At 63.6% G+C, this 21,658-nt stretch carries 16 protein-coding genes, 1 tRNA gene and 2 pseudogenes; 11 read left to right on the top strand and 8 right to left on the bottom strand.

The window, feature by feature from the left end; translation table 11 throughout:
- Positions 1 to 31 precede the first annotated feature (31 nt).
- Positions 32 to 1,204 (top strand): aromatic ring-hydroxylating oxygenase subunit alpha, encoded by a 1,173-nt coding sequence (locus EJ077_RS12125; protein ID WP_208702222.1) that lies wholly within the window; start codon positions 32 to 34, stop codon positions 1,202 to 1,204.
- Here EJ077_RS12125 and EJ077_RS12120 read toward each other — a convergent pair.
- Positions 1,201 to 2,400, bottom strand: a complete 1,200-nt coding sequence (locus EJ077_RS12120; RefSeq protein WP_208702220.1) for an MFS transporter — start codon at positions 2,398 to 2,400, stop codon at positions 1,201 to 1,203. The two genes, EJ077_RS12125 and EJ077_RS12120, sit on opposite strands and share 4 nt — an antisense overlap.
- Before the next feature lie 235 nt (positions 2,401 to 2,635).
- On the opposite strand from EJ077_RS12120, the pseudogene EJ077_RS12115 reads away from it, so the two are divergent.
- Positions 2,636 to 3,633: pseudogene (locus EJ077_RS12115) on the top strand (heparan-alpha-glucosaminide N-acetyltransferase).
- Positions 3,630 to 4,118 carry a methyltransferase family protein gene (locus tag EJ077_RS12110; protein WP_208702218.1) on the top strand — a complete coding sequence of 163 codons (489 nt, stop codon included), beginning with the start codon at positions 3,630 to 3,632 and terminating at the stop codon, positions 4,116 to 4,118. The pseudogene EJ077_RS12115 and the gene EJ077_RS12110 overlap by 4 nt, the downstream one beginning before the upstream one ends.
- 6 nt (positions 4,119 to 4,124) lie before the next feature.
- On the opposite strand, the gene EJ077_RS12105 is transcribed toward EJ077_RS12110, so the two are convergent.
- Together EJ077_RS12105 and mgtE are read right to left on the bottom strand one after the other, a co-directional pair.
- Complete coding sequence (locus EJ077_RS12105) at positions 4,125 to 4,511, bottom strand: MerR family transcriptional regulator (protein ID WP_006203215.1); 387 nt, start codon at positions 4,509 to 4,511, stop codon at positions 4,125 to 4,127.
- Positions 4,512 to 4,649: 138 nt separating this feature from the next.
- Positions 4,650 to 6,068 (bottom strand): magnesium transporter, encoded by a 1,419-nt coding sequence (gene mgtE, locus EJ077_RS12100; RefSeq protein WP_208702216.1) that lies wholly within the window; start codon positions 6,066 to 6,068, stop codon positions 4,650 to 4,652.
- A 389-nt stretch (positions 6,069 to 6,457) separates the two neighbouring features.
- Here mgtE and EJ077_RS12095 point away from each other — a divergent pair, with 389 nt between their 5' ends.
- The 7 genes and pseudogenes from EJ077_RS12095 to EJ077_RS12065 form a co-directional block, all read left to right on the top strand.
- On the top strand, positions 6,458 to 7,129 hold the full coding sequence (locus EJ077_RS12095) for a LuxR C-terminal-related transcriptional regulator (RefSeq protein WP_127871736.1): 672 nt from the start codon (positions 6,458 to 6,460) through the stop codon (positions 7,127 to 7,129).
- Positions 7,130 to 7,250: 121 nt separating this feature from the next.
- Entirely contained in the window at positions 7,251 to 8,441 is a 1,191-nt protein-coding gene (locus EJ077_RS12090) for an aminotransferase class V-fold PLP-dependent enzyme (RefSeq protein WP_208702214.1), read from the top strand.
- 11 nt (positions 8,442 to 8,452) lie between these two features.
- Positions 8,453 to 9,403, top strand: coding sequence for an HpcH/HpaI aldolase/citrate lyase family protein (locus EJ077_RS12085; RefSeq protein WP_208702212.1), 951 nt, complete (start codon positions 8,453 to 8,455; stop codon positions 9,401 to 9,403).
- 51 nt (positions 9,404 to 9,454) lie between these two features.
- Complete coding sequence (locus EJ077_RS12080) at positions 9,455 to 10,639, top strand: malate--CoA ligase subunit beta (protein ID WP_208702210.1); 1,185 nt, start codon at positions 9,455 to 9,457, stop codon at positions 10,637 to 10,639.
- A gap of 14 nt (positions 10,640 to 10,653) precedes the next feature.
- A complete protein-coding gene (gene sucD / locus EJ077_RS12075; protein ID WP_127871573.1) occupies positions 10,654 to 11,553 on the top strand; it encodes a succinate--CoA ligase subunit alpha in 900 nt (299 codons plus the stop codon).
- A gap of 4 nt (positions 11,554 to 11,557) precedes the next feature.
- The gene (locus tag EJ077_RS12070; RefSeq protein WP_208702208.1) at positions 11,558 to 14,236 is read left to right on the top strand and encodes a phosphoenolpyruvate carboxylase; all 2,679 of its coding nucleotides are present in this window, start codon (positions 11,558 to 11,560) and stop codon (positions 14,234 to 14,236) included.
- Between the two features lie 57 nt (positions 14,237 to 14,293).
- Positions 14,294 to 14,493, top strand: a pseudogene (locus EJ077_RS12065) (succinate--CoA ligase subunit alpha); the annotation flags it as partial.
- 633 nt (positions 14,494 to 15,126) lie between these two features.
- Here the strand turns inward: EJ077_RS12065 and EJ077_RS12060 are convergent.
- Positions 15,127 to 15,211 (bottom strand) — tRNA-Leu (locus EJ077_RS12060).
- 180 nt (positions 15,212 to 15,391) lie between these two features.
- Here EJ077_RS12060 and lipB point away from each other — a divergent pair.
- Positions 15,392 to 16,135: a lipoyl(octanoyl) transferase LipB gene (gene lipB, locus EJ077_RS12055; RefSeq protein WP_208702206.1), complete on the top strand. Its 744-nt coding sequence runs from the start codon at positions 15,392 to 15,394 to the stop codon at positions 16,133 to 16,135.
- 75 nt (positions 16,136 to 16,210) lie between these two features.
- On the opposite strand, the gene EJ077_RS12050 is transcribed toward lipB, so the two are convergent.
- The 4 genes from EJ077_RS12050 to proS all read right to left on the bottom strand — a co-directional run bounded on the left by EJ077_RS12050 (position 16,211) and on the right by proS (position 21,502).
- Positions 16,211 to 17,461 carry a site-2 protease family protein gene (locus tag EJ077_RS12050; protein WP_208702204.1) on the bottom strand — a complete coding sequence of 417 codons (1,251 nt, stop codon included), beginning with the start codon at positions 17,459 to 17,461 and terminating at the stop codon, positions 16,211 to 16,213.
- Between the two features lie 749 nt (positions 17,462 to 18,210).
- A complete protein-coding gene (locus tag EJ077_RS12045; protein WP_208702202.1) occupies positions 18,211 to 18,939 on the bottom strand; it encodes an ABC transporter ATP-binding protein in 729 nt (242 codons plus the stop codon).
- Positions 18,891 to 20,177, bottom strand: a complete 1,287-nt coding sequence (locus EJ077_RS12040) for a lipoprotein-releasing ABC transporter permease subunit (RefSeq protein WP_208702200.1) — start codon at positions 20,175 to 20,177, stop codon at positions 18,891 to 18,893. The genes EJ077_RS12045 and EJ077_RS12040 overlap by 49 nt, the downstream gene beginning before the upstream one ends.
- Complete coding sequence (proS, locus tag EJ077_RS12035) at positions 20,174 to 21,502, bottom strand: proline--tRNA ligase (protein ID WP_208702198.1); 1,329 nt, start codon at positions 21,500 to 21,502, stop codon at positions 20,174 to 20,176. Before proS ends, EJ077_RS12040 begins: the two co-directional genes overlap by 4 nt.
- Between the last annotated feature and the right edge of the window lie 156 nt (positions 21,503 to 21,658).

Below are 21,658 nucleotides of genomic sequence, written 5' to 3'. Positions count from 1 at the left end.
GTCGGCTGGCAAGCCTCACAGGAAGCCCGCCATGCAGCCCAATGCCAGCGAACGCGATCCCTATAACGGGCTGACCCGTGCCGAGCCGACGCTGCCCTCATCGGCATATTGGGGCCAGGAGAGCTATAAGCGTGATCTCGACGCCATCTGGTACAGAGACTGGCTGCTCGTCTGCCGCGAGGCCGATCTGGCGCAGCCGCTAACCTTCCGCCGATTCCGCATCGGCACGCAGGACATTCTCGTGCTGCGCGACGACACAGGTGAGCTGCGCGCCTTCCACAACACCTGCCGCCATCGGGGCTCGCAGCTTTGCCAGGAGAGCGAGGGCCGCCTGAAAGCGCGGCTGATAACCTGCCCGTATCACGCCTGGTCCTACTCGCTGCGCGGCGACCTGGTGCGCGTGCCGTCGAAATCGCTGCCTGACGGCTTCGAAAAGGCCGATCACCCGCTTTATCGCGTCGCGCTCTCGGTGTGGCGGGGTTTCGTCTTCGTCAATCTTGCTGAAGATGCCGCCGGCTCGGCGCTATCCTCTTTCGATCCCGCTTCCGGCAACCTCGGCAACTGGCCGCTCGAATCGCTGGTCTCAGGCCATGTGCTGCGCAAGGTCATGAACTGCAACTGGAAGATCTTTTGGGAAAACTTCAACGAGTGCCTGCACTGTCCGGGCGTCCACAAGGACCTGTCGCGGCTGGTGCCGATCTATGGCCGCGGCCTGATGAGCCGGCAGGACGATCCCGAATGGGTTCGCCACGCCGACAATGACGCGCCGGAGTTTTCCGGCGGCCTGCGCGCAGGCGCCCAGACCTGGTCGCGTGACGGCCAGGCGCATGGGCCGGTCTTCTCGGGGCTGACGCCAGCCGAACGCGCCGTCGGTCAGACCTATGCCACCAGCCTGCCCTCGATGTTCATCGTCGGCCATGTCGACTATGTCAGGACCGTGCGGCTGGTGCCGCTCGGTCCCGAACAGACGGAGCTTGTCGCGGAGTGGCTGTTCGCGCCCGAGGCGCTCGCCGAGACCGATATCGACAACATCATCACCTTTGGCACACAGGTGCTGGAGGAGGACGCCGCGATCTGCGAGGTCAACCAGAAGGGCCTGCGCTCGATGCGCCATACATCCGGCGTGCTGATGCCCGAGGAATATGATTTGCACCGCTTCCACAATTGGGTGCGCGAGCGCCATGCGGCGCTTTGCCCTGATTAGAGGGATTTCGGCAGATAGCGCCAGGTCATGAAGCCGCAAAACGCTGCCAGCAGGCTGAGCGTGACGAACACCGATCCCAGCCCGAAGAAAGCCAGCACCACCGAATAGACCAGCGGCGGCGTGAGTTCTGAAAAGTCGAGATAGGTGCGGTAGACCGCCGCCATCTGCGCCCGCTCATAGGAACGTACAGAGCGCATGAAGGCGGTCGAACCCAGCGCGTCGAGCGCGATGGTGAAGAAGGCGCCGCACAACAGGAAGGCGCCGGTCAGCAACGGTGCCGTCGCTCCGATCGTGCCGGCGGCCAGCAGCGATGCCGACATGGCGAAATAGGCAAACGTCATCGTCCGCCGGCCGCCAAAGCGTTTTCCCGCCTTGCCCCAGAAGATGGCCATGAACAATAGCGCATTGCCGGCCGAGACCAGCAGGCCGCCAGCGATATCGCCCTGCCCGGTGATGACCATGAACAGCGGCCCATAGACGAAGAATGTCGTCCAGAAGCAGGAGCGGCCGAAGGCGATCAGCCAGGCGAGCCTGAGCCTTGGCTGCGCCACGAAGCGGCCGATATTGGCGAGCGGATTGGCCGGCCGCGTCTTGCCCGGGCGGATCGACGGGTTGTCACCCAGCCGGTAGGTCCAGAACAGCGCCAGCAAGGCCATGGCAAACACCGCCACCGCGCCATGCGCGGCATAGATGCCGAAATGCGCATAGAGGAAGATGCCCAGCGTCGGCCCGCAGGTCCAGGCAACCATCGACCACGCCATGCGCAGCGATTCGGCCTGCATGAAATCGGTCTTGCGGATGTGGTCCATGATGTAGAGGTTGAGTGTGATCGACAGCGCGCTGGCGCCCATGACACGGCACAGCATGCCGGCCAGTTGCCCGGCGAGCGTATGGGTAACGAAGAACAGCGAGCCGATGGCGAGCAGGCAGGCGCCAGCGGTGTACACCCAGCGCCGCGCGAAGCGGCGGATCAGCATCGGCATGAACAGGGTCACCGACAGGCCGAGCAGCGACACGACGGTGTAGAGGATCGAGACGATCTGCTCATTGTGCAGGATTTCGTAGGCCTGGATCGGGATGACGCTCGACACCATGGCGCGGGCGAAGGATTCGACTGCGTAGAGCGAGGCGAAGGTGCGCGCATCCGCGGCCTTGAGGGCCGGAAGCCAGATCGGATGGCGGACATGGGTGGACATTGCTTCCCCAAACAGAATCGCGGCGCCAAATCTGGCGTGGACATTTCAGGCCCATTAAGAGGAAACCGACGCACACCCGGCAAAAAGCGAAGCCGGTCAAAGGCTTTCCCGCGCTGGCCCAACCCGGCGGCTGGCGCGGGCTCCGCCGCGCGGTCCGGGCCAGGGCGACCGGTCTTCTTCTATCCGGTGCAACCGTGATAGTCGTCTTGGAGGGGCTGAATCAGATCGCGAGACCATGAGCATCCACACGCCGACCGCACCCGTTCCGGAGCCATCGAAGCGCATCGTCGCCATCGACATCGTGCGCGGCATCGCGTTGATCGCGATGGCGAGTTACCACTTCACCTGGGACCTGGAATTCTTCGGTTACACCGACCCTGGTCTCACCGCCTTCGGCTGGTGGAGGATCTACGCCCGCTGCATCGCCTCGACCTTCCTGTTCCTGGTCGGCGTCAGCCTCTATCTCGCCCATGGCCGACAAATCCGCTGGAACGGTTTCTGGAAGCGGTTCGCCATGGTTGCAGGCGCGGCGGTCGCCATCTCGGTCGTTACCCGCATCGCCACGCCCGACGGATTCATCTTCTTCGGCATCCTACACGAGATCGCGCTGGCGAGCCTGCTTGGCCTCGCCTTCCTGCGCCTGCCGGCGCTGCTGACGCTTGTTGCGGCTGCGCTGGTCATCGCCGCGCCCATCTACCTGCGCTTCGAGGCCCTCGATCATCCCTGGCTGTGGTGGATCGGCCTGTCCGCGATCAATCCGCGCTCCAACGACTATGTGCCGCTGTTTCCATGGTTCGGCGCCGTGCTTCTCGGCCTCGGGGCGGCGAAACTCGCGTCCGCTTCCGGAATACGGGCACGTCTGGCGAGCCTCGTGCCAGGCCGCTGGGCCAATCCTCTGGTCTTCATCGGCCGCCACAGCCTGGCCTTTTACCTGATCCATCAGCCGCTGCTGATCGGTTGCGTCTGGCTGTTCTCGCAAGTGATGCCCGCGCAGGTCGACCCCCGCGGGTCAATTTCCTGAAAACCTGCCAGCGCTCGTGCGAGCAGATGCGAAACGCAACCTTCTGTTCGAGCTATTGCGGCTGTATGCTCGAGACTCTCGAAGGTGAAGGCTCTCTTGATCGGCTCTACAACAACGACCAGACTGCGGACTTCAGGGCGCATCTGTCCGATCTTGCCGCAACGTGTACCGCCAAGACCGAGGACAAGATGACGGAGGGAGGGACGCAATGATCGAGCCGAAGCCTGGGACCGAGCCGAAGCCTGGGCTGATACCGTGGCCGCCGGTGATCTACGTCGCCGCCATCCTCATCAGTGTCGTGCTCGGCCTTTACGTCCCCCTGCCCTGGATCGGCGACCTGTTGGGCGACATCCTGTTTGCCGCCGGTTGGGTTGCGTTGTTCGCTGTCGCCGTCCTCTGGTTCACCGCGATCCGCACCATGATACGGGCCAGGACAACGCTCAATCCCAACGCCGTGCCCGACCATCTCGTCACGACCGGCCCCTTCGGCGTCACCCGCAACCCGATGTACCTAGCCAACACGCTGATGCTGATCGGCGTTGCCTTCGTCTCCGGCATCGCCTGGTTCTTCCTGCTTGCCTTCGTCGCCGCCTTCGTCACCCAGAAGGTCGCGATCGAGCGCGAGGAAAAGATATTGGCGGCGAAATTCGGCAAGAAATACCGCGACTATGCAAAAAGAGTGCGGCGCTGGATTTGAGTGGCGCTAGGTATTGACGCCGAGCTCGACCAGCCGCTCGACGCAGGACTCTTCGGCCTGGTCGAGTTCGGCCAGCGTCTCCTCGAGGTCGCGGCGCTTCTGCCTCAGATCCTCGCGCTTTTCCTCGATGCGCTTGATCATCAGCTTGAGCTGCCCGACCTCGCCGGGCGGCTCCTTGTACATCTGGATGATCTCGCGGATCTCGTTGATCGAGAAGCCGAGCCGTTTTCCACGCATGATCTGCCGGATGAGATGACGGTCGGACGGTCGAAACAGCCGCGTGCGGCCGCGCCGCACCGGCTGCACCAGTCCCTCGTCTTCGTAGAAACGCAGCGTTCGCGTCGACACGTCGAATTCGCGGGTCAGTTCGGTGATCGAATAATATTCCCGCATTGTCACTCCATGCCGGAATTCCGGGTGATCGCCGTGCGCGTCGCCCATCTGTCCCGAACCAAACCCTTGCCCGCCGGAATCGACGCGGCACCCCGCACGAGCCTCGCACGGCATTTACGTAAAAGTCAATTGAGACGCTTACCGGACGCCGAACCACCAGCTCGCGAGGCCGAGGAAGGCAAAGAATCCAACGACATCGGTGACCGTGGTGACGAAGACCGCCGAAGCGACCGCGGGATCGACCTTGAACCGATCGAGCAGCAGCGGGATCAGGATGCCGGCAAGGGCCGCCACGAACATATTGATGATCATCGCCGCGGCGATGATGCCGCCCAGATTTGGATCGCGAAACCACGCCGCCGCGACGATGCCGATCAGGATGGCGAAGACGAGGCCGTTGATGAAGCCGACGCCCATTTCGCGGCGGATGATGCGGCCGGCATTGTAGATGTCGAGATCCCTGGTCGCCAACGCCCGCACGGTGACGGTCATGGTCTGCGACCCGGCATTGCCGCCCATGCCGGCTACGATCGGCATCAGCACGGCGAGGGCCACGATCCGTTCGATCGTGTGGTCGAACAGGCCGATCACCGATGCCGCCAAAAATGCGGTCAAGAGATTGACGAGCAGCCAGGGAACGCGCGAGCGCGAGGTCGCCAGAATGCTGTCGGAGAGCTCTTCGTCACCGACGCCGCCCATGCGCAGCAGGTCTTCCTCCGCTTCCTGCTGGATGACGTCGACGACGTCGTCGATAGTCAGCACGCCGACCAGCCGCTCGTTCTCGTCGACGACGGCGGCCGACAAGAGGTCGTATTGTTCGAATTCCCGCGCCGCCTCTTCCTGGTCCATGGTGGCCGGGATGGCGTGCCGCGTCTCATGCATGACTTCCTCGACCTTGACCGCGCGCTTGGTGCGCAGGATCTGGTCGAGATCGATGGCGCCCAGCAGCTTGAAGCTCGGATCGATGACGAAGATCTGGCTGAACCGCTCGGGAAGGTTCTTGTCCTCGCGCATGTAGTCGATGGTCTGGCCGATCGTCCAGAAGGGCGGCACCGCGACGAACTCGGTCTGCATGCGCCTTCCGGCGGTCTCTTCCGGGTAGTCGAGCGAACGGCGCAGCCTGATACGCTCGGTGAACGGCAGTTGCGACAGGATCTCGTCCTGGTCTTCCGGCTCGAGGTCTTCGAGGATGTAGACCGCATCGTCGGAATCGAGTTCCTGCACCGCCTGCGCGATCTGCGCATTGGGCAGGTTGTCGACGATATCCATGCGGATCGCCTCGTCGACCTCGGTCAGCGCGGAAAAATCGAAGTCGGCGCCCAGCAGCTCGACCAGCGCGCGCCGCTGTTCGGGGTGCAGCGCCTCGATGAGATCGCCAAGTTCCGACTGATGCAGGTCGTCGACTTCACGCTTGAGGGTCAGCGTGTCGCGGTCGGCGATCGCCGCACCAATCTGGGCGAGGAAGGACGAAAGGACGGCACCGTCCTCGCCATAGATGTCGGCGTGGTGCTCGTCGGCGGCCCTGGCGCCCGTCATCCGTTCGTCCTGGCCTTCCACCAGCGCCTCCCGCCATCAGAATCCCGGAAAAGGTGCAAATCAGGTCTAGACCATCAGTCCGCAAAGTGGAAACCGGTTTTTCGGTCCGGTGCCTGTGCAAAAGCGACGTCGGCCCGCCACGCTTCAACTTCGCAACATGGTCTTCTAACGCGCGGAAATCCTAGGCCAAACGCATGCTTGCCCGCTCACGTCGGACTTCGCCGATGCCGTGTTGTCATGCGCGCACGGACTGTCGATTTCATCAAAAGAAGGCAGCCCTCGGCTTCCGGCGGCGCGACAGCTGATGTCGCTGGGGAAAGAGCACCCTCGCGCCATTGGGGCAGAATTGCCATGACGCAGGTCCAGGCATCGCCAGAACCCGTAAGGCCGCAACAAAAAGCCGGAAGCCCTTGAAGATCAGGTCGCGGACAGAGAACAAGGCAATCGAAGAGCGGCGCGTTCGTGTGGTCGTCGCCGAACGCAATCCGCTCGTCATATCGGCTCTGCGCGAAATGCTGGAATGCGATGGGCGTTTCGAACTTTTAGCCTCGGTACAAAGCGGCAGGCATTTCCTGGAGCTTGCCACGGCGCAGGAGTTCGATGTCGCCGTGATCGGCTGGAAGCTCTCCGACATGGACGGCGCGGACGTCCTGGCCGAGGTCCAGGGCAGCAAGCTCAACGTTCGCATCGCCGTCTTTTCAAACGACCATGACATCGGCATCCTGAAACAGTGCGTGCGCCTGGGGGCTCAGGGCTACTGCTTCCAGTTCGACGATCCCGCCATCATCTTCGACACGATCCTGGCGGTCGCGCACGGCCGCATCTGCATTCCCTATATCGACATCAACAAGGTCAACGACACGCCTCTGTCCCGGCTTACCGTGCGCGAGCGTGAATTGCTGGCGGTGCTGTCCGATGGCTGGACCAATTTGCAGATCGCGACCCGGACCGGCATCTCAGAGAATACGGTGAAATACCATCTCAAGAATCTTTACGACAAGCTGGATGTCCGCAACCGCGCCATGGCGGTCGCGCTCTATTCGAGCGAGAAGCGACGAAGCCCCAAATCACCTATCGGGTAGGCCAATCGGGTAGGAGCACCCCACCCGCGCGGGCCAACTACTTACCCGGCAAGGTGTTGTTGGCTGGCCGCATCGACGCGACACTTCCTCCACAATCCAAAACGATCGGAGGAGTTCGCGCATGGCTGGGTTCACTCATCTCTTCATCCCAGGACCCACAAACATTCCCGAGCAGGTGCGGCAGGCGATGAACCTGCCGATGGAGGACATGCGCGCGGCCACCTTCCCCGGCCTCACCCTGCCGCTCTTCGAGGACATCAAACGCGTTTTCAAGAACGAGACTGGCCGCGTCTTCATCTACCCGTCCTCCGGCACCGGTGCCTGGGAAGCGGCGATGACCAATGTGCTGAGCCCTGGCGACCGCGTTTTGATGTCGCGCTTCGGCCAGTTCTCGCATCTGTGGGTCGACATGGCCGAGCGGCTCGGCTTCGAGGTCGACGTGATCGACTGCGAATGGGGAACCGGCGTTCCGCTCGAACTCTATGCGGAGCGGCTGAAGGCGGACAAGACGCACCGCATCAAGGTCATCTTCTGCACCCAGAACGAGACGGCGACAGGCGTCACCAGCGACGTTGCCGGCTGCCGCGCGGCGCTCGACGATGCGAACCACCCTGCCCTGCTTTTTGTCGACGGCGTCTCGTCGATCGGCTCGATCGACTTCCGCCAGGAGGAATGGGGCGTCGACTGCGCCGTCAGCGGTTCGCAGAAAGGCTTCATGCTGCCGGCCGGACTCGGCTTCCTGTCGGTCAGCAAGAAGGCACTGGTGGCGTCGAGGACCGCCACCCACCGCCGCTGCTTCTTCTCCTTCGAGGACATGATCCGCGCCAATGATGCCGGCTATTTCCCCTACACACCGGCGACGCAATTGCTGCGCGGCCTGCGTGCCTCGCTCGACCTGATCGCCGATGAAGGGCTTGAGAATATCTTTGCGCGCCACCATCGCCTCGGCGAAGGCGTGCGCAAGGCGGTCGGTGCCTGGGGGCTGAAGCTGTGCGCCAAGGCGCCGAAATGGCACTCCGACACTGTCAGCGCCATTCTCGTGCCGGATGGCATCGACAGCGGCGACGTCGTCAAGCGCGCCTACCAGGCCTACCAGACGTCGCTCGGCGGCGGCCTCAACAAGGTGTTCGGCAAGGTGTTCCGCATCGGCCATCTCGGCTGGCTGAACGAGGTGATGGTGCTGGCCTCGCTATCCTCAGCTGAAATGGCGCTGCTCGATTGCGGCGTGCGGCTGGTGCCGGGCTCCGGTGTCGGCGCCGCCATCGAGCATTTCCGCGCCTCGGCCGCGGTACCGGTCGCCGAAGCCGCCTGAGGGGAGAGACGATGAGCCACACCATCAACCACCTCAAGAAGCTCCGGCTGCAGCGCAGCGAGCTGGCGGTTCCCGGCTCCAGCCCGGAGATGATCGACAAGGCGGCGAACAGCGCCGCCGACTTCGTCTTCCTCGACATCGAGGACGCTGTCGCTCCGCCCGACAAGGAACGCGCCCGCAAGAACATCATCCAGGCACTCAACGACATCGACTGGCGCGCCAAGGGCAAGACCGTCTCGGTGCGCATCAACGGGCTCGACACCCACTACATGTATCGCGACGTCGTCGATGTCATGGAACAGGCCGGCGACCGGCTGGACACGATCCTGGTGCCGAAGGTCGGCGTGCCGGCCGATCTCTACATGGTCGAGGCCATGGTCAACCAGATCGAGATGGCCAAGGGATTCAAGACCCGTGTCGGTTTGGAGGCGTTGATCGAGACCGCGCTCGGCATGGCCAATGTCGAGGCTATTGCCGCGACGCCCGGCCGGCTGGAAGCCATGCATTTCGGCGTTGCCGACTATGCTGCCTCAAACAAGGCGCGCACCGTCAACATTGGCGGCCTCAACCCCGACTATCCCGGCGACCAGTGGCATTTCGCCCTGTCGCGGATGACGGTCGCCTGCCGCGCCTATGGTCTGCGCGCCATTGACGGGCCGTTCGGCGATTTCTCCGATCCGGAAGGCTACAAGGCGGCCGCCCGGCGCGCCGCCGCACTCGGCATCGAAGGCAAATGGGCGATCCATCCCTCGCAGATTGCTTTGGCCAACGACGTGTTCTCGCCGCCGGAGAAGGAAGTCACGCGCGCCCGCCGCATCCTGGAGGTGCTGAAGGAAGCCGAGGCGCAGGGCAGAGGCGCCGCCGCGCTCGACGGCAAGATGATCGACGCCGCTTCGGAACGCATGGCGCGCAACGTGCTGGTGGTCAACGACGCCATCGAACGCGCCGGCCAGCTTAATTAGCCAACGAGAGCCGCGCGTGGCGGCACTTTGACGATTTGCGGAGGAGAAAAAATGGACATCCACGAATATCAGGCCAAGGAACTGCTCGCCCGGCATGGAGTGCATGTGCCGCGCGGCGGCCTGGCCTACAGCCCCGAGCAGGCCACCTACCGGGCGCGCGAGATCGGCGGCGGCAAATGGGTGCTGAAGGCGCAGGTTCATTCCGGCGCGCGCGGCAAGGCCGGCGGCATCAAGCTCTGCGCCAATGACGAGGAGATTTCCAGCGCCGCCGAAGCCATGCTCGGGCGCAAGCTGGTGACCCACCAGACCGGCCCGCGCGGCAAGCTGATCTCGCGCCTCTATCTGGAGGAAGCCGTCGACATCGCGCAGGAGCTCTATCTCGGCTTCGTGCTCGATCGCAAGGAAGAGCGCGTCATGATCGTCGCCTCGGCCGCCGGCGGCATGGAGATCGAGGAGATTGCCGAAAGAGCTCCGGATTCCATCATCCGCGCCACCGTCGACCCGGGCGTCGGCATGCAGCGCTTCCAGGCGCGGGAGATCGCCTTCGGACTCGGGCTGGAGGACAGCCTGATCGGCAAGGCGACCGAGACCATCTTCAGCTGCTACCAGGTATTTCGCGACTACGACGCCTCGATGCTGGAGATCAATCCGCTGGTGGTGACCCGCGACGGCAGCCTGGTGGCGCTCGACGCCAAGATGTCGTTCGACGAGAACGCGCTGTTCCGGCGGCCGGAAATCTCCGAATTGCGCGACAAGAGCCAGGAAGATCCGCGCGAAACCTTCGCCAGCGACCGCGGCCTCTCCTATGTCGGCCTCGACGGCAATATCGGCTGCATCATCAACGGCGCCGGGCTCGCCATGGCGACGATGGACATGATCAAGATCGCCGGCGGAGAGCCGGCCAACTTCCTCGACATCGGCGGCGGCGCCTCGCCCGAGCGTGTGGCGAAATCCTTCCGCGCCGTGCTCGGCGACAAGAATGTCGAGACCATCCTGGTCAACATCTTTGCCGGCATCAACCGCTGCGACTGGGTTGCCGAGGGCGTCATCAAAGCGATCCGCGAGGTCGGCGTCAGCGTGCCGCTGGTGGTTCGGCTCTCCGGCACCAGGGCCGAGGAAGGACGCAAGATCCTGGCCGATTCCGGCGAGGCGGTCATCGTCGCCGACACGCTTGCAGAAGCCGCCGAAAAGGCCGTCGCCGCATGGCGCGCGGCCACCAATAAAAAAGCAGCCTGAGGGAGGACAGAAAAATGGCAATCCTGCTGAACCGCAGCACGCGCGTCATCGTGCAAGGTTTCACCGGCAAGATCGGCAGCTTCCATGCCGAGGACATGAAGCGCTACGGCACCAAGCTCGTCGGCGGCGTCACCCCCGGCAAGGGCGGCCAGACGCATCTTGGCCTGCCGATCTTCAACACCGTCAAGGGCGCGGTGCGCGAAACCCGTGCCGAGGCCAGCATCGTCTTCGTGCCGCCGCCCTTCGCCGCCGATTCGATCATGGAGGCGGCGGATGCGGGAATAAAACTCTGCGTCTGCATCACCGACGGCATCCCCTCGCAGGACATGATGCAGGTCAAGCGCTACATGCGCCGCTACCGCTTCGAGGACCGCATGCGGTTGGTCGGGCCGAATTGCGCCGGCATCATCACGCCCGGACAGGCGCTGATGGGAATCATGCCCGGCTCGATCTACCTTCCCGGCCGCGTCGGCATCGTCGGGCGGTCGGGCACTCTGGGCTACGAGGCCGCCTCGCAGATGAAGGCGCTCGGCATCGGCGTCTCGACCAGCGTCGGCATCGGTGGCGATCCGATCAACGGCTCCTCCTTCAAGGACGTTCTGAAGCTGTTCGAGCAGGACGACGAGACCGACGCGGTGGTGATGATCGGCGAGATCGGCGGACCGCAGGAAGCCGAAGCCGCGATCTGGGCGCGCGACAATATGAGGAAGCCGCTGATCGCCTACATTGCCGGGCTTTCCGCCCCGAAAGGCCGCCGCATGGGCCATGCCGGCGCCATCATCTCGGCTTTCGGCGAGTCCGCGCAGGAGAAGGTCGAGATCCTGAAAGAGGCCGGCGTCATCATCGTGCCGACGCCGTCGTCCTTCGGCGACGTCGTGGCCGAGACCCTGGAGCGAACGAAGAAGGCGGCTTGAAGCGTTGGAACAGAGCAGACGCATCAAATTTCGGGAGGACGAGCGCAGCCTCTTGTTGCGCCTGCTGCTTCAGGTCGCAAGCGCGCGTGAGCCGGAGATCGCCGCAGTTCTGACCGGACGCAGGTCGCTTGTCTCGCTTGCCGCGGTGCAGCGCATCCCGGCGCTTCAGGCGAGCGGCGTCTGGTTCCAGTTGCTCGCGATTGCCGACGAGTTGCTCGCCATGCGGGCGCGCCGCGAACTCGAACAAGGCGCCGGCGTCGACGACGTGCCCGGCTCCTTCGCCAGTGTGATCGCGCGGATGGCGGCGAACGGCCATTCGGCGGAGCAGGTCCAGGCGAGGCTCGACGACCTCTGCGTCGGCCCGACAATGACCGCGCATCCGACGGAGGCCAAACGCGTCACGGTGCTGGAGATTCACCGCCGTATCTACCGCAAGCTGACCGAACTCGACCAGCCGCGCTGGGCGCCGCGCGAGCGCGACCTGCTGGTCGCCGATCTGGAAAGCGAGATTGAGCTTCTGTGGATGACCGGCGAGCTGCGGCTGGAGCGCCCGACGGTCGAACGCGAAATCGCCTGGGGCCTGCATTTCTTTCGCGAGGTCATCTTCGAGGCAACGCCGCAGCTCTACGGCAAGCTTGAAGGCGCCTTCGCGCGTCACTATCCGGCATCGCCGATCAGAATTCCCTCCTTCATGCGCTATGCCTCCTGGATCGGCGGCGACCGTGACGGCAACCCGAATGTTACGGCCGCCGTCACCGCCCATGCCCTGGCCGAATACCGCGATACGGCCATAGGCTGGTATCTGGCGCAGATGCAGCGGCTGGTGACGGTGCTCAGCGCCAGCTCGAACGTCATCGACCTGCCGGCAAGCTTCAAGCCGGTGCTGCAAACGGCGCTTGATAAAAGCGGACAGGCCGACGTGATCGCCGCCCGAAACCCTGACGAACCGCTCCGCCAGTTCGCTTCGGCCCTGCTTGCCCGGCTGGAAGCGACACGGGACGGCAGAGCAGCGGCGTACCCGTCGGCGAACGCGTTTCGTGCCGATCTGGAGGGGCTGTCTTGCGTTCTCGAAGCAATCGGCGGGCGCGCGGTGGCCAGGCGTTTCGTCCAGCCTCTGATTTGGCAGGTCGGCAGCTTCGGCTTCCGCACCGTCTCGCTCGACCTCAGGCAGAACTCCACGGTCGTCAACCGCGTGCTGGCCGAGCTGTTTGCGCTGACGAACCCCGCCGATCCGGTCGCGGCCGGCACGCCGCAATGGTCAGCGCGAATTCGCAAAGCCATCACCGAGGGTGAGCGGCTGGAAATCGACGCTGGCCGACTCTCGCCTGAAGCAGGCGAACTGCTTTCGACATTCTCCGTCATCGCCAGGCATATCTCCAGCTTGGATCCCGACGCTGTCGGCTCTTTCGTTCTCTCGATGACCCGCTCGGCCGACGATCTGCTCGCGGTCTACCTGCTGGCGCAATATTGCGGACTTTCGACAGCGCCCGCTGGCGGCGGCACAATCAGGCTGCGGATCGTGCCCTTGTTCGAGACCATCGCCGACCTGCAGGCCGCCCCCGGCATATTGAACGGATTGCTCGACGTCTCTTTGGTGAGACGCACGGTGCGCGATTTCGGGGCGCGCCAGGAAATCATGCTCGGCTATTCCGATTCCAACAAGGACGGCGGTTTCCTGGCCTCCAATTGGGAACTGGCCAAAGCGCAAAAACGCCTCGCTGCCGTCGGGCGCAAGCACAAGGTTAGGATCAGCTTCTTTCACGGTCGCGGCGGCTCCGTCAGCCGTGGCGGCGCGCCGACCGGCCGGGCGATCGCGGCGCAGCCGCAAGGCACCGTCGCCGGCACCATGCGGGTGACCGAGCAAGGCGAGGTCGTATCGTCGAAATTCGCCAATCGCGGCACCGGCCTCAACCAGCTCGAGATCCTCGCCGCCGCCGTTCTTGCCCACAGCGTCGGATCGCCGGGCGATGCCGAGACGAAAGAGACGCCGGAGTTCGACGAAGCGCTCGAGGCGCTGGCCGGCATGTCGCAGGCATCCTATGCCACGCTGATGGCCGAGCCCGGCTTCCTCGATTATTTCAACCAGGCGAGCCCGGTCGCGGAATTGGCGCTGCTGAAAATGGGCTCACGGCCGGATCGCCGCTTCGGCGCCAACGGCATCGCCGATTTGCGCGCCATTCCATGGGTGTTCGCCTGGAGCCAGAACCGTCATCTGTTGACCGGCTGGTATGGCATCGGCAGCGCGCTGAGCGCCTTCGTCGCGGTGCGCGGCGAGGCCGGGCGCGACCTTCTGGCCCGCATGTTCGAACACTCGCGCTTCTTCCGCCTGATCGTCGACGAGGCCGAAAAGACGCTCTACCAGGCCGACATGGAGATCGCGCGGCTTTACGCCGGCCTTGTCTCCGACAGCGATGCCGCCAAACGAATCTATGCCCGCATCGCAACTGAGTACGAGTTGACGCGACGCCTGATCGGCGACCTTACAGGAGGTGATCTTCCCGCACGCTTTCCGATGTTCAAGCGGCGTTTCGACAGTCTGCGGCGGCAGATGGACGACATCCACCGGCTGCAGGTCGATCTGCTGCGTGATGTCAGGGCAAGGACGACAGATCAGAAGCTGGCGACCGACGCCTTGCTCGTATCGATCAATTGCATCTCGTCTGGACTAGGGTGGACGGGATAGGCTCGCCGGCTGGCCGAGTTACGTCGCTCACCTTGCTTCATCATTCTGGGCTGATTGCTGATCGCCCAGATCGCCGGCCTATCTGCCCCGAAAGGCCGCCGCATGGGCAATGCCGGCGCCATCATCTCGGCTTTCGGCGGGTCCGCGCAGGAGAAGGTCGAGATCCCCCAAGAGGCCGGCGTCATCATCGTGCCGACGCCGTCGTTCTCGGCGAGGTGGTGGCCGATACGCTGGCACGGATGAAGAAGGCTGCATAACCTCTGGGAACAGGCTGCCTAAGGGCAGTTGCCGGAGCACGAGGCGGGTGCGATCTGAATGCGCCGCCCAGCGGTCCCTTCCAAACAGTCGACAAGCTCACGCCACGATAGAAGCCCGCCCGCTTTCGACGGCGGGCGATCTGGCAGAAGCCGGTCGGCCCAGCCCTTAGGTCGGGCAGCCGAAGCTAGGACAAGCTATCGCCGTCACGGCGGACAGCTTTTCGCGCCTTACGAACATCGGCTTCACATAAGTCTTCTTCATGGTATCTCCCCTTTGCCAAAACCCACGAAGCGATCCTTGCCGTGGCCTGGATCACATTGTCAAGCGAGCTGAGAGCAACCACCAATAACAAAACAGCGACAGCCTTGTTTAGCAGCCCAGCTGAGGAAGCGACAGCGGTAAAGCCGGCCCATCGTCCTGACGAGCGGGACTATCAAACACTCCCGAGTCTGACACTTTGCCGTTCCAGACGCGCACGGAGCCAAGATCAGGCCAAGATTGCGCAACAAAACTTAACATCACTTCAGACGCCAGCCTATAAAACGGCCGAGAACGCCCAGAGCCCGCACCTACCCAGTCCGGTGCGGCAAAATGGGAAAATTCGTAAGGAATTCAGCAGTCAAAAAATCGAATGGTGCGGTCGAGAAGACTCGAACTTCCACGGGTTGCCCCACAGCGACCTCAACGCTGCGCGTCTACCAATTCCGCCACGACCGCACGTGGTAGGAGCCGGAACCGACCGGCTCGCGGCGTGTAGCAAATCGTTTCCGGCGAAACAAGTGCGTGGCGAGCAATAATGTCGGCCAATTGCCATAACGTTCCACAGGATCGCAATGAGCATCCGGAACTGGACGTTTGCGCCCGATATCGCCATATGGAGGCAACACGAGACACACTATGACAGAACGCAGCCAGATCGCCACGTCGTTCCTGCCCCTGCCCGGCTCGGCGCCGGTCGAATGGCTGGTCGAACCTGGCCTTACCGCCTATCCCGATGCGCTTGCCTTCATGGAGGCGCGCGCGGAGGCGATCCGCAGCGGAGCTGCCGGCGAGCTGGTCTGGCTGGTCGAACATCCGCCGGTCTACACGGCCGGCACCAGCGCCCGCATCGAGGATCTGATCGAACCGGACCGCTTTCCGGTCTTTTCGGCAGGGCGCGGCGGCGAATACACCTATCATGGGCCCGGCCAGCGGGTTGCCTATGTCATGCTTGACCTGAAGCGCCGGCGCGAAGACGTGCGCGCCTTCGTCGCCGCGCTCGAACAATGGATCATCGGCACACTTGCTGCCTTCAACGTGCGCGGCGAGCGCCGCGAGGACCGGGTCGGCGTCTGGGTGGTGCGGCCGGACCGCCCTGCTTTGCCTGACGGCTCGCCGGCCGAGGACAAGATCGCGGCGATCGGCATCCGGCTGCGGCGCTGGGTGAGTTTTCACGGCATCGCCATCAATGTCGAGCCCGACCTTACCCATTTCGGCGGCATCATACCCTGTGGCGTGCAGGACCACGGCGTCACCAGCCTCGTCGACCTCGGCCTGCCCCTGACCATGGCTGATCTCGACCTGGCACTGAAATCCGCTTTCCAGGACGTATTCGGTCCCGCCACGGTCTTGCCCGCCGAAGCTTCGCGCAAGGCCGGCTGAACCTGTCGGTCCGGGAACTGCTTAGGCTGTATTGAGATTCAGGTCAGGCCGGCATCACCTGAATATCAACACACCTCAGATCAGTTGGGCGGAAGCCCATAGCACTCCGCAGCCATGGATGGCGAACACCGCCAGCAAGGCCCCTGCGATGACGAAACGGTCGACGGTGCCGATCGGCTCCAGTTCGTGACGTGGCTTCACCCCGCTGCCGACGGTGAGCAGGCTGAGGATCGAAAACACCGCACCGGCCGCCAGCAGGAAGCCTGACGAAAAACCAGCCCGCCAGCCAAGCGCCAGAAAGGCCGAAAGCAGCGAGAAGGACGCCAGCGCCAGGACGACCGGCCCCGGGCAGATCTGGCGCAGCACCTGGCCGCCGTCGAATTTCCACACCGGCACCAGATTGGCGATGTTGAACAGGGCCACACAGCCTGCAAGGGCGGCCAGCAGCGCGGCGGCAGCCTTGTGACCCTCGTTGCCGGCAAGCACGCTGGCGGCAATGACGATCGGCACCAGGAAGGCGGAGAACCCCGCCCCCATCAACGCTACGAAGGCCACTTCGAAACGGCTGTTGTAGGGTCGTCCGCCAATGGCGATGCCGCCAAGCAGCGGGATGAAGATCATCCGCGCCCTGCGATGGCCCGTCAGCCGGAACGCCGCCATGTGGCCGAGTTCGTGCAATGCCACCACCGACGTCAGGATCGCGGCCAGCGCCAGCCCGCCGAGGTGAAAGCCGAAGAACGGCCACAGGATCAACGCCGAGAGCACGGCAAAGCCGACCTGGCTCAGCGGATGCTCGAACCACCCGCCCTTGCGGTACTGCCCGGTCCTTGCCCAACGCTGCAGCTTGGAAAGCTCGCGGCGCATGGCGAAATAGCGGAACACCAGGAAGGCGACGCCGCGATACCGGTCGGTCCGGCTCAGCGTCACGCGTGTACCGCTGCCCTCCGAAACCAGTTCGGCGGTCTCGCCATAATCCTTCCAGAAGGAGCCATCGAGCGCGGTATCCTCGATGACGCGCATCGTGAAGCGGCTGCCCTCGACGACGTCTTCAAACCGCGCCCTGCGCTCTATCGGCTTGCCGTCTCGGCCTTCCCACGACAGCATGATGCGGGCCACGCCCTCTTCGTCCAGCGGCTGCGCCGACAGGATCTCGCCGGACCAGCCGGCATCGCTGCCAAGCGGCCACAGCGCCTGCCACAGGCGCTGCCGGTCCATTGCCACGACGCGGCTGAACCGGACCGTGCGCAAACCAAGCGGCACGGTCATCAAGAGAAAGATCAGTCCGAGATTGCTGGCCACGAGAATGGCCGTGACGATGGGCGACACCTGGACGCTGCTCCTGCCTGGAGACGCAGCCTAACGTCGCGGCGGCAAGAAAAGCTTAACGGCGGAGCGGCTCAGGGCCATCGGGAAACAGCGGTGGCAGACGCCGCCAACTCACATGGCTCCGATCCAGATCGCCATGGAAACAAGAAACGCACTCATGCAAACCAGCGAGATGACATCCTGAACCAGATCGGTCATAACTCTCTCCTGTTGTGGATATGTTTCCAATTTGTTCTAATTTTGTTCCAATGTCAATCGCTGCGGGATAGAGCCATAGGCGGGGGATTTTGCACGGTTAGCGAAAGGTTAATCGTTCACCACGGGACGATTCTGAAAGCGCGGCGGCGTAGGCTTCCAGTCCTGGGGATCAGGATCAGCGCGCGCTTGTATTTAAAGTTTGGCCGAAGCGATAGTTCTTGGGCTGAGGCGCTGCTGAGCGATGGAAATGGGGAAGTACGGAGGCGCGAATCAAGGTGACCGCTGGCGAAAGCGCATGCGACAAGGCCGCCGGCGACGCCTCTCTCGCAACCTTGTAATTTGGTTCTTCATTCTGGCGACGAGCGCGATATCGTCCACTCTGATCGCAATGAACGCTCACTGGCGATTCTAGAGCAATTCCAGGAAAAGTGCGTAGCGGTTTTCCGTCCGGAATTGCGTGAAAACGAGAAGTTAGAGCGGTCGGCGATTCTATCAAACGCTGAACCGCTCTAACCCACCCTCGCGCGGCACTACCGGGCGAGAGCCATTCCTTAAAGCGGCACCACCTTGCCGTCGGCCAGCGTGACACGCCGGTCCATGCGCGATGCCAGTTCATGATTGTGGGTAGCGATCAGCGCGGCGAGCCCCGATTGCCGCACCAGCGCCTCCAGCGCCTCGAAGACGTAGGAGGCGGTGACCGGGTCGAGGTTGCCGGTCGGCTCGTCGGCGAGCAGCACCAGCGGCGCATTGGCGACCGCGCGCGCAATGGCGACACGCTGCTGCTCGCCGCCGGACAGCTCGGACGGCCGGTGCGACGCGCGCTTGCCGATCTGCATGTAGTCGAGCAGTTGCGCCGCGCGCTCGCCCGCTTCCTTGCGCGGCAGCCCCTTGATCAGCTGCGGCATCATGATGTTTTCCAGCGCGGAAAACTCCGGCAACAGATGATGGAACTGGTAGACGAAGCCGACATCGTTGCGGCGGATGGACGTCCGCTCGTCATCGGACAACCGGCCACAGGCGCGTCCGGACAGGATCACGTCGCCGGCGTCAGGACGCTCCAGCAGGCCCGCCGTGTGCAGCAGCGTCGACTTGCCGGTGCCCGACGGGGCCACCAGCGCCACCATCTCGCCGCGCCGCAGCGAGAAATCGGCGCCGTTCAGGATGGTGAGCTTGCGCGGCCCCTGGACGTAGTGCCGCTCGACACTCTTCAGCTCGATAATGACCTCGGCCACTACTCGTACCTCAAGGCTTCGACCGGATCGAGGCGGGCCGCCCGCCATGCCGGAAACACCGTTGCCAGGAAGGACAGCGCCAGCGCCATGATGATGACATAGGTCGTCTCGCGTGGGTCCATCTTGGCCGGCAACTGGCTGAGGAAATAGAGTTCCGGATTGAACAGCACCTTGCCTGTCATCCAGGAGAAGAACTGCCGGATCGATTCGATGTTGGTGCAGATCAAGACGCCTAGCAGCACGCCGGCGAGCGTGCCCGTCACGCCGATCGCCGCTCCCGTCATCAGGAAGATGCGCAGGATGGCGCCGCGCGAGGCGCCCATGGTGCGCAGGATGGCGATGTCATGCCCCTTGTCCTTCACCAGCATGATCAGCCCGGAAATGATGTTGAGCGCAGCCACCAGCACGATCAGCGTCAGGATCATGAACATCACGTTGCGCTCGACCTGCAAGGCGGAAAAGAAGGTCTCGTTGCGCTGGCGCCAGTCGACGAGATCGATAGGGCGTTGCGCCGCCTCTTCCACCTTCGGCTTCAGCGCGTCGACATCATCGGGATTGTCGACATAGATCTCGATGGTCTGCGCCCGGCCGTCCATGTTGAAATAGAGCTGCGCTTCGGAGAACGGCATGTAGACGATGGAGCTGTCATACTCCGACATGCCGACTTCGAAGATCGCCGCGATCTTGTAACCCTTCATGCGCGGCGTGGTGCCGAGCGGCGTCACATCGCCGTCCGGCGAGATCAAGGTGATGGTATCGCCGAGCGTCAGGCCGAGATTCTCGGCCATCCGCTTGCCGATGGCGACACCGTCGCCCGTATCGAAGCCGTCGAGCGTGCCTTGTTTGATGTTGGTGGCAACGATGGCGATCTTGCCGAGGTCTTCACCCCGGATGCCGCGAACCAGCGCGCCGCTGCCGCCGCCAACATTGCCTTGCGCCAGCACCTGGCCATCGATCAGCGGAATGGCGTATTTGACCCCGGCCACACCGTTGATGCGGCTGGCGACCTGGGCATAGTCCTCGAGCGGCGAATCGAGCGGCTGCACGATCAGATGGCCATTGACGCCGAGAATGCGCGTCAGCAGTTCGGCGCGGAACCCGTTCATCACGGCCATCACCACGATCAGCGTGGCAACGCCCAGCATGATGCCGAGGAAGGAGATCGAGGCGATCACCGAGATCACCGTCTCCTTGCGCCGCGAACGCAAATAGCGCCACGCAACCGTGCGTTCGAAGATGGAAAAAGGGCCGGCGCCGGCCGATCTCGCTGCCGCCGCCTCGCTCATGCGGCGACACCGAAGCGTTTTTTCGCGTCGGCGATCGGCAGTGTCACGCGCTCGCCGCTCTTGCGATTCTTGATCTCGATCTCGCCGGCGGCCACGCCGCGCGGTCCGACGATCACTTGCCAGGGCAGGCCGATCAGGTCGGCGGTGGCGAATTTGCCGCCCGGCCGTTGGTCGGTATCGTCGTAAAGCACATCCTTGCCGGCGGCGGTGAAGGCGGCATTGAGTTCGTCGCAGACGCGATCGCAGTCGGCGTCGCCCGCCTTCATGTTGATCAGGCAGATATCGAACGGCGCCACGGCTTCGGGCCAGATGATGCCGTTCTCGTCGTGGCTGGCCTCGATGATCGCCGCGACCAGCCGCGACGGGCCAATGCCGTAGGAGCCGCCCGAGGCGAAATGATCCTTGCCGTCGGGTCCGGTCACCTTGGCGCCCATCGGCTTGGAGTATTTCTCGCCGAAGTGGAAGATGTGGCCGACCTCGATGCCGCGCGCCGAGACCTGGTCGCCCGTCGGGACCTTCTCCCAGGCCGCCTCGTCATGCATCTCGTCGGTCGCGGCGTAAGGCGTCGTCCACGTCTTGACGATATCGGCAATTTCGCCGTCATTGGCGAAGTCGGTGTTCGCGCCGGGCACGGCAAGCGACAGATAATCGCGATGGCAGAAGACCTGGCTTTCGCCGGTATCGGCCAGGATGATGAATTCGTGGCTGAGATCGCCGCCGATCGGCCCGGTGTCGGCTCGCATCGGGATTGCCTGCAGGCCCATGCGGGTGAAGGTCCGCAGATAGGAGACGAACATCCTGTTATAGGCGGCTCGCGCGCCCTCGAAGTCGAGATCGAAGGAATAGGCGTCCTTCATCAGGAATTCGCGCGAACGCATCACGCCGAAGCGCGGCCGCACCTCGTCGCGGAACTTCCACTGGATATGGTAGAGGTTGAGCGGCAGGTCCTTGTAGGACTTGACGTAAGCGCGAAAAATCTCGGTGACCATTTCCTCGTTGGTCGGTCCGTAGAGCATGTCGCGGTCCTGGCGGTCCTTGATGCGCAGCATCTCCTTGCCATAGTCGTTGTAACGCCCGCTCTCGCGCCACAGATCGGCCGACTGGATGGTCGGCATCAGAATCTCCAGCGCACCGGCGCGATTCTGCTCCTCGCGGATGATCTTGCAGACCTTGTCCAGCACCCGCTTGCCCAGCGGCAGCCAGGAAAAACTGCCCTGCCCCTGCTGGCGGATCATGCCGGCGCGCAGCATCAACCGATGCGAGACGATTTCGGCCTCGCGCGGATTTTCTTTGAGGATAGGCAGGAAATAGCGCGACAAACGCATGGACTGGTCCGTGAATGAGAATGGCCACGCCAGAATCGGCGCGGCGCAGGCTTGCTTGCCCCGGCTTCATAGCGATTTCATGACGGAATGGAAACCCGGCCATCCCTACACATCAGCCCCTTCCGGCCCGGAATCCCTCGCTTCCGGATCAGTCGG

This window comes from Mesorhizobium sp. M8A.F.Ca.ET.057.01.1.1 (assembly GCF_003952565.1).
Lineage (GTDB): Bacteria > Pseudomonadota > Alphaproteobacteria > Rhizobiales > Rhizobiaceae > Mesorhizobium.
The sequence above is the reverse complement of the archived record's forward strand: the minus strand, read 5'-3'. Positions and strand labels throughout refer to the sequence as shown.